This is a genomic window from Pantoea phytostimulans (assembly GCF_046118715.1).
GTDB lineage: Bacteria > Pseudomonadota > Gammaproteobacteria > Enterobacterales > Enterobacteriaceae > Pantoea > Pantoea phytostimulans.
In genome coordinates, this window is record NZ_CP173699.1 from 326,171 (window position 1) to 338,683 (window position 12,513).

General features: G+C 50.1%; 11 protein-coding genes. All 11 read right to left on the reverse strand.

The window, feature by feature from the left end; translation table 11 throughout:
• Positions 1–732: 732 nt before the first annotated feature.
• The 11 genes from ACF2G4_RS20035 to ACF2G4_RS20085 all read right to left on the reverse strand — a co-directional run bounded on the left by ACF2G4_RS20035 (position 733) and on the right by ACF2G4_RS20085 (position 12,499).
• On the reverse strand, positions 733–1,800 hold the full coding sequence (locus tag ACF2G4_RS20035) for a type I phosphomannose isomerase catalytic subunit (protein WP_409076038.1): 1,068 nt from the start codon (positions 1,798–1,800) through the stop codon (positions 733–735).
• A gap of 60 nt (positions 1,801–1,860) precedes the next feature.
• Positions 1,861–2,724, reverse strand: a complete 864-nt coding sequence (locus tag ACF2G4_RS20040) for an SDR family oxidoreductase (protein ID WP_409076039.1) — start codon at positions 2,722–2,724, stop codon at positions 1,861–1,863.
• Between the two features lie 362 nt (positions 2,725–3,086).
• Complete coding sequence (locus ACF2G4_RS20045; protein ID WP_243079176.1) at positions 3,087–4,298, reverse strand: diguanylate phosphodiesterase; 1,212 nt, start codon at positions 4,296–4,298, stop codon at positions 3,087–3,089.
• 288 nt (positions 4,299–4,586) lie between these two features.
• Positions 4,587–5,384, reverse strand: coding sequence for a MetQ/NlpA family ABC transporter substrate-binding protein (locus ACF2G4_RS20050; protein WP_215848652.1), 798 nt, complete (start codon positions 5,382–5,384; stop codon positions 4,587–4,589).
• Positions 5,385–5,521: 137 nt separating this feature from the next.
• The gene (locus ACF2G4_RS20055; RefSeq protein ID WP_409076040.1) at positions 5,522–6,253 is read right to left on the reverse strand and encodes a metallophosphoesterase; all 732 of its coding nucleotides are present in this window, start codon (positions 6,251–6,253) and stop codon (positions 5,522–5,524) included.
• A gap of 68 nt (positions 6,254–6,321) precedes the next feature.
• A complete protein-coding gene (locus ACF2G4_RS20060; protein ID WP_409076041.1) occupies positions 6,322–6,786 on the reverse strand; it encodes a GNAT family N-acetyltransferase in 465 nt (154 codons plus the stop codon).
• 126 nt (positions 6,787–6,912) lie between these two features.
• On the reverse strand, positions 6,913–8,541 hold the full coding sequence (locus tag ACF2G4_RS20065; protein WP_409076042.1) for an FGGY-family carbohydrate kinase: 1,629 nt from the start codon (positions 8,539–8,541) through the stop codon (positions 6,913–6,915).
• Between the two features lie 27 nt (positions 8,542–8,568).
• Entirely contained in the window at positions 8,569–9,297 is a 729-nt protein-coding gene (locus tag ACF2G4_RS20070; RefSeq protein WP_243079172.1) for an SDR family oxidoreductase, read from the reverse strand.
• Between the two features lie 28 nt (positions 9,298–9,325).
• The gene (locus tag ACF2G4_RS20075) at positions 9,326–10,576 is read right to left on the reverse strand and encodes a sugar ABC transporter permease (protein WP_409076043.1); all 1,251 of its coding nucleotides are present in this window, start codon (positions 10,574–10,576) and stop codon (positions 9,326–9,328) included.
• Positions 10,577–10,580: 4 nt separating this feature from the next.
• A complete protein-coding gene (locus ACF2G4_RS20080; RefSeq protein ID WP_215848657.1) occupies positions 10,581–11,393 on the reverse strand; it encodes an ATP-binding cassette domain-containing protein in 813 nt (270 codons plus the stop codon).
• A 62-nt stretch (positions 11,394–11,455) separates the two neighbouring features.
• Positions 11,456–12,499: a sugar ABC transporter substrate-binding protein gene (locus ACF2G4_RS20085; RefSeq protein WP_409076044.1), complete on the reverse strand. Its 1,044-nt coding sequence runs from the start codon at positions 12,497–12,499 to the stop codon at positions 11,456–11,458.
• Positions 12,500–12,513: the final 14 nt, after the last annotated feature.

Here is a 12,513-nt window from a genome sequence, read left to right on the forward strand (position 1 = left end):
ATATCTCTCCTACAACCAAGACGTCAGGTTAGGTCTCAGTTGAATAATTGAATAAAAAGTGAACCGTTCATTAAAAAAGCGCGGCCAATATAGGACTTTTTGTTGTGGGACTCAATAATTAATTTTGCGGGCGCAGTTTTATGAGTTTTTATTATGAATCAATATGTTGCTGAGTATTTGACCGTAAAAAATGTCAAATTTATGTTATGTACTTATTAATTAAGCACGAAAAGCGCGCCTTGAATTCGAATGCTCCATTTCTTTTTGATTCATAACAACGCGTTAGCGGATTTTGTTAATACCAATATGTTAATGGAATTTTTAGTTATAAGCGGTTTTTTACAGCGGTAGGTTTACTGTGTTGAATAAAGAGAAGGCGAAGAACGGAAAAGAGGGTTCGAAAAAAGAGTAAAACTTCATTACAAAGGCGGCCTGAGAAGCGAGCTACAGAGGTTGATTCGGTTTTTTAACCATAAAATCCACGGCGAGACTGGTTAAGAAGTGAGCGTATTGAAAAGTGCAGGCGCTGACGTTAAATCTTGGGGTGTGTTGAATACAGCCCCGTAAAAAACGCGGTTTTGGGGCATGCATAAAGCCTGTTTGTGCCTGCTGCGTTACCATTCATACGCATCCATACACAGGCTATCCCCATTTTCTGTGGATAACTTTTTTCGGCCCATAGCATAAGTGATCGCTATTTTGGAACCCATTGATTTGAACCCGCGTATCTCGTTAGCGCTTTTTGCCCAAAATATCACCCATGCGCTCAATGGTTTGCTGGTCGTAACCTTGCCTGCTTAGCGGCTCAACGACATCACGTTGCATGTTCGGCAGATAACCCACCAGAAGTTCACCTGTGCCTTGCAAGCGAATATTGGCTAAAGCAGCGGGCAGGAGCAGCGTCTCCGCGCGTCCTAAGGTGTAACTTTCGCCTGCGGCCTCAATATGAAGAGGATCACCGAGGTTGGAAAAAATGCGCGTCCCGTTAAATGCATATTCATAAGCTGTGGCAATTTTCCACCGCTCAAGTGCGAAGTAGGGGCCAGCACAGCACATCAGACGGGAGATGTTTGCTGTTTCTTCAATGATTAAACCGGGCTGCGGTTCAGTTGTCAGCGTCGGGCGAAGTTCTGCCATGAGCGCATCAATATTTTTTTCTCGCTCTGGCCGAGAAATTTCGCTGCCATCTTCCATTCGCCACGGCATGGCGTGCTGCTGAATATTGGAGGTTTGTTCTATTTCATAGATCAGCGTATCGGGTCCGAATGAATGCAGCATGCCGCCGGGTATGTAAAAGGTATCGCCGGTTTTGACCGGTTTACGCACCATCACCTCATCGTACTTTTCAGCCAGTAAGGCGGAGCGAACCTCTTCAGGCGTGAGGTGGGGTTTAATGCCAGCCAGACAAGACGCATTCGGAGCTGCCCATAAAATATGCCAGGCTTCGGTTTTACCATTGGGCTGCTGCTCAAGCTGCTGCGCGGCGGTGTCGTTAGCGTGGAGGTGCACCGGCAACATATGTGACGCATCTATAAATTTGGTTAGCAGGGGGAAATGAGGCCCAACCCAGCCGGGTGCGACCATTTCATCGGGATAGCGCTGCGTCAGCTCGCGTAAGGTCAGTCCGGCGTACTCGCCGTTGGTTACAATAGCGTTCATGCCATCAACATCGCTGACTTCCCACGTTTCAGCGATTCGTTTATCGGGCAAGCCTGTTTTACCCAAGCGGGTTTGAATCAGATCACCGCCAAAAACGTGATAAGCCAGCGGTAAAGAGAGTGACAAAGGATAGGCTTTCATGGTTCAGCTCCTTCTGTAAGCGCCTGCTTACTGCCTTAAGCAGGCGCTGAACGTGTGGCATTAGATCACCGCGACGCCACCGGTTACAGCAATCGTTGCACCTGAAATATAGCTTGCCTCATCGCTTGCTAGCATGACGTAACTGGAAGCCAGTTCTGCGGGCTGTCCAGGCCGTTTTAAGGGAACTTCACTGCCAAAATCTTTAACTTTCTCAGTCGGCATGGTGGTTGGGATCAGCGGCGTCCAGATGGGGCCGGGCGCCACAGCATTCGATCGGATCCCTTTTTCAGCCAAAAGCGCGGCCAGGCTGCCCGAAAAATTAACAATGGCGGCTTTGGTGGCTGAATAGGCGATGAGCATTGGTTTGGGCTGATCGGCGTTAATTGAAGCTGTGTTGATGATCGAGCCGCCCGGCGGCATGTGCGGCACCGCAGCTTTGGTAATACGGAACATGGCGTAAATATTGGTTTTCATGGTGCGATCAAATTCTTCATCGCTAATCTCATCCAGTGACTGACGCGTTACCTGGAAGGCGGCATTGTTCACTAAAATGTTGATCTCACCAAAGGCTTCAACCGCTTTATCGACAATGCTTTTACAGATCTCGGCTTCGGTAATATCACCCGGCACCAATACCGCTTTTTGCCCCGCTTGTTCGACTAAACGGGCGGTCTCTTGCGCGTCTTCATGTTCATCGAGATAGGAAATCAGCACATCTGCGCCTTCTCGTGCATAAGCAAGGGCAACCGCACGGCCAATACCGGAATCACCACCGGTAATAATTGCCTTTTTGCCGGCCAGGCGACCAGAACCTTTGTAACTGTTTTCACCGTGATCGGGCAGCGGCTGCATCTCGGCGGTGTTACCCGGCCAGCTCAGCTGTTGCTCTGGAAAGGGAGGCTGTGGACGATTTTTCGTTGACATAAGATCTCCTTTTACAGGGGTTGAATTGTTTTTAATGGCAGCACAAGCAAATCAGCGCTGTTCAAATAAAGCGAATTGTTTATCGCACGCGTATATTGATTAATTAACAGACAAGCTGTTGCGTAACAGGCGATGAAGTTAAAGCGTAGTGTAAGAAATAAGGCGCTGCTTCGATTCGGCATTTATTTGGTCAGGAAATGAACATGGTTTAAATAAGCGAGGCGAGAGAGTCAAAACAAGAACGGGAATTTTTAAGGGAAGCGTGAAAAGAAAGAAAATGTTTTTCACTATGCTCAAAGTGGTTGAGTCATAAGCGGAAAACCTTGTCAGCGCATCCGATATCCTGACAAGGGCTATGAACATTATTTTAATTCAGGCCAGGCCACCGCTGAAATGCCGGTTAACTTTGGTGGAGCAAAGAGTGAACCCTGGAAATAACAGACGCCTGCCGCTTCCAGCCACATCCACTCTTCGGGTTTTTCAACGCCTGACGCAATCACTGATATTTCCAGGGCAGAACAACATTTTAAAATTGCCTGGACGATAGCCTGTTTAGGTCCACTTTTGTGTACATCACAGATGATGTCACGATCAATTTTGATTTTGTCCGGCTGAATGCGTGCGAGCAATAACAGCCCGGCAGATCCCGCACCAAAATCATCAATTGCCAGGCTGATGCCCGCCGCTTTCAGTTGCTTGATAGCAGAGTCAAATTCTTCGGCGCGTGAAATGACTTCGTTTTCGGTCACTTCAACCACAATTTGCTCTGGGACTAAGCCATTTGCTGCAATTTCATTTAGCAAGAAATCAACGGCGTTGGGCACCATAACCAACGACATCGGCAGCAAATTAATAGAAAGCGTCAGTCCTTGAACGTCTAGCCTATTAGCCAGCGCAAAAGCGAGTTTTTTAGATTCGAGATCTAACCGATAAAACGCTTCCTGGGAATGTTGAGCAAAAAATTCACGCGGAGAACCGCCAGTGGCGTTTCGCATTAAGGCTTCAAGCGAGACGATACGCTGTGAAAGCGGATCGATAATAGGCTGGAAGGCAAAGCTGTAATTTTCAGCAATGGAAAGCGGTATCTCTCTTTCTATTGCGGGTTGATCATCAACGATAAACTCCCAGGCACTCGCCGGTGGGATCTCGAAGTAGTTTTCTTTTTCTCGAGATTCGACAAAAGTGCGCAAGAATTGCAGCGCACGATCTTCATAAGTGAGTTGATATTTTGAGGTGCCTTTATCTAAAACCGCCTGAAGCACGGTCGCTTTGTCATGCTCTCTCAAGTCAAAGAGTTCCATGCCGACATTACCGAAGCGACGGAAGGGTGCGTAATCACGCAGCAATTCAACCAGATTATGATGGCGAGGATCTTCGCAGATGCGATCGTAAATTTTATTTATTGCTGCATCTGGGCCTTCCAATACTTGAAAGAAGTGGGTGCCGTTAAAGAGCAAAATGCCGGTGACACCAAACGACTCGTTAACTTTATTGGCTTTAACGGCTAACGCTTCGAGAGATTTAATGGCAACGTCATCACTGAGATGACTGCGATAGATGATTGTTGACAGCATGCTCTGTTCCAGAATCTGTGTTCTTTAGTCGCCTACATTAACAGAAGCCTCATCCGTTTTGTCTATAAATGTCCTTAAAAAAGAGCTAACGCCTGCGATTAGACGTGAAAAACCTCATGGGAAAGAATAACCAAGCTTATTCGCAGAATAATAGGCTGAGGGTTGTTTAAAAATTGTTCGTTGCATGGCTCGCTTCTGTGTGAATCATTGTCTGGTGCATAAAAAATGGCCGCGAGCATCTCTGCTGCGGCCATTCATCACGGGCTAAGGCTCACCCGTAATACAACATTACCAGCCTTTGATAGCATCGCCTTTATAGACTTCTTCTGCTTTCTTTAACACTTCTGGAGATTGCAACGCGGCTTTCAATTTCTGAATTTTGTCACTCTCTTTATTATCTTCACGTGACACCAGCGCATTCACATAAGGTGAATCTGGGCCTTCCATAAATAATCCATCGCGAGTGGCGGACAAGCCTGCCTGCGCCGAAAAGTTGGTATTAATAATCGACAAGGAAACGTTTGGATCGTCAAGCGTACGGGTCAACTGCGGTGTATCCACTTCAACCAACTTCAGGTTTTTTGGATTTTCAATAATATCCAGTGAAGTTGGCAAATAACCCACACCGTCTTTGAGTTTAATTAAACCCTGCGCCTGTAATAGCAGCAGACTGCGGCCCAGCGTGGTGGCCTCATTGGAAATGGTAATGGTCGCACCGTTTGTCAGTTCACTGATATTTTTGATTTTGTGCGAGTAAGCTGCAATCGGGAACACAAAGGTTTTACCCACGACAGCAAACTTATAACCACGCTCTTTAGATTGATCTTCTAAATAAGGCAGACTCTGGAAGGCGTTCGCATCAACGTCTTTGTTATTCAGCGCTTCGTTGGGCAGCACATAGTCGTTAAACGAAGTCACCTCGACATCCAGCTGGTATTTATCTTTGGCAACTTTTTGTACTTCTTCCCAGATTGCCTGATCGGGCCCCGTATTAATCGCCACTTTAACTTTATTATCTTTATCCGGCGAGCAACCAGACAGCAGCACAACGGAACAGGCGAGCAACGCTGATATCAGACCTTTCATGTTTAACAACTTCCTTCAGTTTGGGTAATCGCTGAATAGTAATATAAGTGTTCACACCTGCACACATTGCTTCGGATATAACTTATAACCAACGTGCCACTTAAGATTAAAAAATAGCCGGTAGCGAAACGGGAGACTTAAAAATTAATAAAATGGCTGACTAACGTGCCATCGGTAAAACAATGCAGCATAAAAGAGGAAGAGTCGGTAACGGGAGGAACTTTTTCTGAGCCAAACCATACTGGATTTGCTGGGCAAACCGAGCCACAAATATAAGCAGGTATACCTGAAAAAATGCCGGCGACAGGACGATGAACATGTCCTGATGATAGGGCGACAGGTTTTCGAGGATGAGTGCGTAAACACGCCTCAAGCTTTGCTGCATCGCGGCACATGATCTGATCCAGCGTTGGAATACCACTGGGGAAAATATGATGGTGCATAAACACTATTGATGTCGCAGGACCTTCAGCTGATAAGCTTTTTTCTAACCATGGGAGATGCTCGGTTAAGCCACCTGCAGCGGAGTCGGAAAGGGTGGTATCAAGCCCGATGAGGCGTACCGCATCAAAATCCGCGGCAAAATGCAGGGGTTCGACATCATCGTGCCAATAGGGTGATTTAATAACAGCGCGCATGAGCGCAGGGTGATCAGAATTACCGGGCAAGATGAGTATGGCGTAATTTTTATTTTTAAGCAGGGCTGAAATTTGCTCATAACCCTCCGTCCAGTCGTCATCAATTAAATCACCGGTGATAACCAAGACCTTTACATCAATACAATCCAACCACGTTAAAATACTCTCTAATCGTGACAAGTTGTCGTTGTTGGGCGCTGCATGAATATCGGAGATCTGGACAATTATCATCGGTGTCCTGGCCTAAATAAGCGCTATGGTTTAGCGGAGTGATGATGCTGAGTCGGGTGAAAAATAGCTTAGCACGCCAATCGCTTCGACATATTAATGCCTGTTATTGAAAATCCCAGTTTCTCATAAAGATGTTTGGCCGCTGCATTGGTCGGTGCAACACGTAAACCGATCTCCGCGATACCTTCCAGCGCTAATTGGTGGCTCAGATTTTCTAATGCAGCACGGCCATAGCCTTTTCCGCGCCCTTCAGGGTAGATGAAGAAATCACAAATCCAGGCGGATTGACCCTTCATTGTCAGCCATAAGTAACCTACTGGCGGGTCGTCGCTTGCTGATAACGCCAGGCACCAAAGCTGGTTCATTGCGGTCTCTACGCCTTTAGGCAGTGAAAAATCAATGGATTCGGTTGCACGCTGTAAGGCTTCCTCGGGTGAATAGTTCCGGCTGGCGGCGAGGTCATTGGCATATTCATCAATAAACAGTAACTGGTAAACCGCAAACTCATCCGCTGTCATGGGGCGTAATAACATGTGTGTCTCACTGTAGTAGGTACTGAAGCGGGGCAAACAGGCTTGTTGATGCCACGCTGAGGTTGGCGCTAAACTCCAGCAAGACGGCATGAATGATTGGCTAATAACGCGTAGAGATACACACCGCTAACCTTCCAACTGCCGTGCATTTTCCTGAAGGCGTTGAAAGGTAGCATAGCGAAGTTGGTGGCGCTCGCGATAATGCGTTTCTGGTATGTATTCACTGGCGACGTGTGTAAAACGTGACATGCCTTCACTGACTGATGAAACCATGCCGCCCGCAAAAGCCGCGAGAATAGCAGCACCCAGTAGCACTGGTTCACTGGCTTTAGTGGCAATCACTTTGTGTCCGGTGGCATCTGCGAGCAGTTGTCGAATGAAGGGATGCTGGCCTGCGCCACCGCTGATGACAATATTTTCGATGGTTGCCCCGGCTTGGTCCTGAACATCAATGATCTGTCGCAACCCGTAACCAATGCCGCAAATGCCCGCAATGTAGAGCGACAACAGGTTGTCCAGATCGTTTTCCATCCCTAAACCCGCAATCAATGCACGCGCGTGAGGATCGGCGAAGGGTGCGCGGTTGCCGAGGAATTCAGGAACAACGTGAATGCCCTGGGTATGTTCTACCGCCGCCGAGGCGTTCTCGTACTTTTCCAGCGCTAAGTCGGCCAGGAAAACCGGTAACGAAACAGCACGCTGATTCGCCCTATTTGCTGCTTCGCGAGCTGCCGGATGAAACGCTAACAATTGATCAATTGCTGCTCCAGCGGCACTCTGCCCGCCTTCGTTTAACCACATTCCCGGCACCATTGCAGAAAAATAAGGTCCCCAAACGCCAGGTATAAATACCGGCGCTTCGGTGGTGGTCATGGTGCAGGATGAAGTACCAAACACGTAGGCAAGATTATGGCTGGCGCTGCCTTTGGCGCCTGCCGTACCGATACCGCCAGCATGGGCATCAATCATCCCGGCAGCGACAGGCGTGCCGACCGGTAATTCCATTTCATCCGCCGCTTCTTGTGTCAGCCCTTTACCACAACACGTGCCCGGTTCGACAATCTGCTGACCAATGCGGGAAAACTGCTCATCGGCCAGCTCTTCAAGCCCGATCTGGCGAAAATAGTCAGCATCCCAGCGCTTTTCATGGGCGATATAGGTCCATTTACAGGTCACTGTGCAGGTGGAACGCGCCAGATCGCCGCTGCTGCGCCAGGTGAGAAAGTCGGCCAGATCGAAAAATTGCCAGGTTTTGTCATAGGTTTCGCGGCGATGCTCTTTCAACCAAAGAAGCTTTGGCGTCTCCATTTCTGGCGAGATTTTACCGCCGACATAGCGCAATACCGGATGTTGCAGCGCATTGATACGCTCCGCTTGATCGGTGGCACGATGATCCATCCAGACAATGACATTGCGATCGTCATTGTTGCTGTCGCTGGTTGCCAGCGGTTTAGCGGCGGCATCCAACACCACCAGCGAGCAGGTGGCGTCAAAACCGATACCGGCAACCCGCTGAGGATCAATGGCCGCGCGCTGGATCGCCTCTTTCACTGCGGCACAAACAGCCTGCCAAATCTCGCGACTCGACTGCTCAACGATATGTCCGGGCGCGCGAAAAAGGGTAATCTCGCGTTTTGCGGTTGCCAACATTTCGCCGGAGTGGTCAAACACGCCAGCACGCGCGCTGGTGGTGCCGACATCGACTCCAATCATGACGCGATTATCCGCTGCGCTATTCTGTAATTTGCTGCCCATACGCTCTCCTTTTCCTGAATAACAGCGTTAAAGATCAACGCTGTTTGGCAGGATAACCAAGTCGCGTACTGTGACATTACGTGGTCGAGTCACCATAAAGAGTACCGCATCTGCCACCTCTTTCGGCTGCATCAGGCTACCGTTCGCCAGTGCATCTTCTAACTTTTCTTTTGGCCAGTTATCGATTAGCGCGGTGACAACCGGGCCCGGCAAAACGGCACCAACGCGGATGCCATGTTTCGCTACCTGCCGACGCGTGGTGTGAACAAAAGCCTGCACGGCAAATTTCGACGCCGTATAAATCGGTTCCCAGATCACGGGTACAACGCCTGCAATTGAGCTGGTAAAGAGAATATCACCCGATTTTTGCGCAATCATGTGCGGCAGTACTGCATGAACAGTACGGAAGGCCGCGTTGATATTCAGGTTCAACATGCGGTCCCATTCATCGGGGTTGCCTTCCTCAATCGGGCCCCCCACATAGGCTCCGGCATTGGCGTAAAAAATATCCAGGCCGCCAGCCGCATCCAAAATGCCCTGCAACATGCCTGATATTTCTTGCGGCTTAAGCAGATCAATTACCAACGGAAACGCGTTTTCACCCAGTTCATTTGTCAGCTGTTCCAGCCGCTCACGCGCCCTGTCAATCAGTACCACTTTCGCGCCAGCGGCTAAAAAAGTTCGGGCACATTCCAGACCGATTCCTGAAGCCGCCCCGGTGATGGCGACAACTTTATTTTCAAGTGAATTAAGCATGGTTATTTCTCCTGTAGGAATGCGTTATTTAAGCGCGACCGTGATTAACACGAGAGCGCCGGGCGAGAGAATCGACAATGACAGCAATGGCCAGCACGCCGCCGGTAATCATGTAACGCAGTGATGAGGGCAGATTAAGCAGTGTCAGGCCGTTGGAGATGGACTGAATAACGATAATGCCCAGCAGCGCGGAATAGGCATTTCCCCGCCCACCAAACAGGCTGGTGCCACCAATGACAGCGGCAGCAATTGCATTAAGGTTGACGTCGCCTGTGCCCGCTTGCTGACTGGCGGAAGCTAATCGGGAGGCTGCAAGGATCCCGCCCAGCGTCGCCAGGGTTGAACAGAGCATAAATGCGCTGATGTAGATGGCACGCACATTGATTCCTGAACGACGAGCGGCCTCACGATTGCCGCCAACGGCAAACATCGAGCGTCCCCATTTGGTTCGTTTCAGCGCATAGTTAAGCAGCACGGTGAAGACCACAAACAGGCCAAAAATCCACGGGACGCCGCGACCGAGGTTAAGGTAGAAAACCGCGAATTCGAAAACCACTGTTAACAGGATGGCGCGAATGAACAGCGCACCCATGGGTTCAGATGAGAGATCAACCTTCTCACGACGGTTACGGGTTCTCAGGCCCTGAATCGCCATGGCTACGCCAGGCAGCACTGCCACCAGATAGGCGAACCAGTCAGGCATTACCATCACCTGGCCAAAACGTACCAGCGGGGAGATATAGGGCAGGTTGATACTGCCTGAGGGGCCAAGGATGTAGAGTTGCATCCCCAGCAAGGCCAGCAGCCCGGCAAGCGTCGCGACAAAACTCGGCATACCAAGGCGGTTATAAAGTTGCGCATAGATCATCCCAACCACTGCACCCATCACCAGCGCTACGGCAATCGCACCGGCTATCGGCCAGCCAAGATTAACCCACAATACCCCGATGATGGCGGAAGAGAGCCCGCTCATCGATCCAACAGAAAGATCGATTTCTCCCAGCATCAGCACGCAGACAATACCCAGCGAAATAAAACCAATGGTTGCGCAGTCGAACAGCAAGTTGACCAGGTTGTTGGGAGCCAGGTAAACCGGATTAAGAATGCTGAACACGGTAGAGATTAAAATCAGGCCGAGCACCACCGGCAACATGCCCAAATCACCGGTTTTTATTCGATCAACGAAGGAGTGGAAAACACCGGACAGGCTTTCATCGTGATGCACGCGTTCATCGCTACGATCGAGAGCGGCGCGCCTTTTTTTGCTAATGGTGTTCATGGATTTACAGATCTCCAGGCTGGCTTTGATGCGATCTTCTCTCGACCCGGCGTGACACGGCATTTTCCGTGGCACCGGTGATGGCCGCGACCAATTCCTGGTTTGACGCATCGGGAGTGAAAATGCCGGTATTACGACCCAGACGAAGCACAACGATTCTGTCTGCAACTGCCCGCACATCTTCCATGTTGTGGCTGATAATAATGACGCCTAGCCCGCGGGCCCGCACGCGTTCTATCAGGTTCAGCACTTCAGCCGTCTGGGCTACGCCAAGTGCCGCGGTGGGTTCATCAAGCATGACGATTTTCGGGTTTAACAGCAGCGATCGGGCGATGGCGACCGTTTGACGTTGACCGCCTGATAATGACGCCACAGGTTGGCGCACTGAAGGGATCCGAGCCGCCAACTCGTTTAACAGTGTCCAGGCGCGTACTTCCATCGAGACTTCGTCTAACTGCCAAGCGGAAATCTCATGGCCTAAAAACAGATTGGCAACCACATCAAGGTTTTCACACAGTGCCAGATCCTGAAACACGGTGGCGATACCGTATTCCAACGCTTTGCCGGGACTGTCGAGATTCACCGGCTTGCCTTCAAATTCCACCGTACCGGAAGTGGGCTGGTGCACACCCGCAAGGATTTTCACCAGCGTCGATTTCCCCGCGCCGTTATCACCCACCAGCGCCACCACTTCGCCTGCGAAGATCGCCAGATCGATATCTGTCAGTGCAGAAACCGCGCCAAAGTTTTTCGAGACTTTACTGAGCTTCAGTATTGGCTGCCCCTTATCGGGCAGAGTGTCATTTTCATTCAACATGGCGTGACCCTGATTCGATGAAAAAGAGGTCCGTAAGCGTCCGCTACGGACGACTTGCTGACTTACTGAATACCCAGCTTTTTGCAGTCTGCGGCATATTCACCGGTACAGACTTGCGCTGGCGTTTGGATCTTCTTGTCGAAGATTTCGGCTTTGATGTTTTTGGCCGTAATCACTGCGGGCACGAAGAGTTGCGAAGGTGTGTTGTACAAGGTGGTGCCCGCTTTGGGTGTTTTGCCTTGAATCAAGGCCACCGCGACGTTAGCCGCTGCGGCCGCTACCACTTCTGAGGGTTTGGAAATGGTGTTGTATTGATCGCCTGCGATGATCAGTTGCAGCGCGGCAATAGTGGCATCATTGCCGGTGACGTGCGGGATCGGCGTGACGCCAGCGGCTTTGAATGCGGCTATCGCACCGCCGCCTGTACCATCATTAGCCGCAACCACACCTTTGATTTGATCGCTGAAACGAGTGACCTGGCCGGAAGCCCACTCCTGTGCTTTCGGCGGTGCCCATTCAGGCGTATCAAACTCAGCCAGCGTTTTGTAGCCAGACTCTTTCAGCCCGCGATGCACACCGTCCCGAATCAATCCTGCGGCGGCATCCGTGGGTGAACCGTTGATCTGCAGAACGCCTGCACCGGCTTTGACCCCCGATGCTTTTAGGTGATCGACCAGTGATTTAGAAATGGCGTAACCAATGCCTTCGTTGTCGAAAGAAATATAGAAATCAGCCGCTTTGCCCGGGATGGGACGATCGTAAGCGACAACTTTAACGTCCTGCGAATGGGCGATTTCTAAAAGACCTGCCGCCGCCGAGGAATCCACAGGATCCAGTACAATGACTTTCGCACCTTGCGCAATCACCGAGTTGAATTGCTGTTGCTGCAAAGAGGCGCTGGCGTTGGCGTTTTGATAAATCACTTTGCAATCGGCGCAGAGTTTCGCCATTTCCGCTTTGAATCCGGGGTAATCATGCTGTTCATAACGTGTAGATGCCTGATCGGGCATCAGAAAAGCCACTGTCGCCGACTCCGCTGCCTGGGCAGCACCAGCAACACAAACCAACGCGGCAGCCGAAGCCACCAGAATATTGCGATAACGCATTTCTCTTCTCCTCG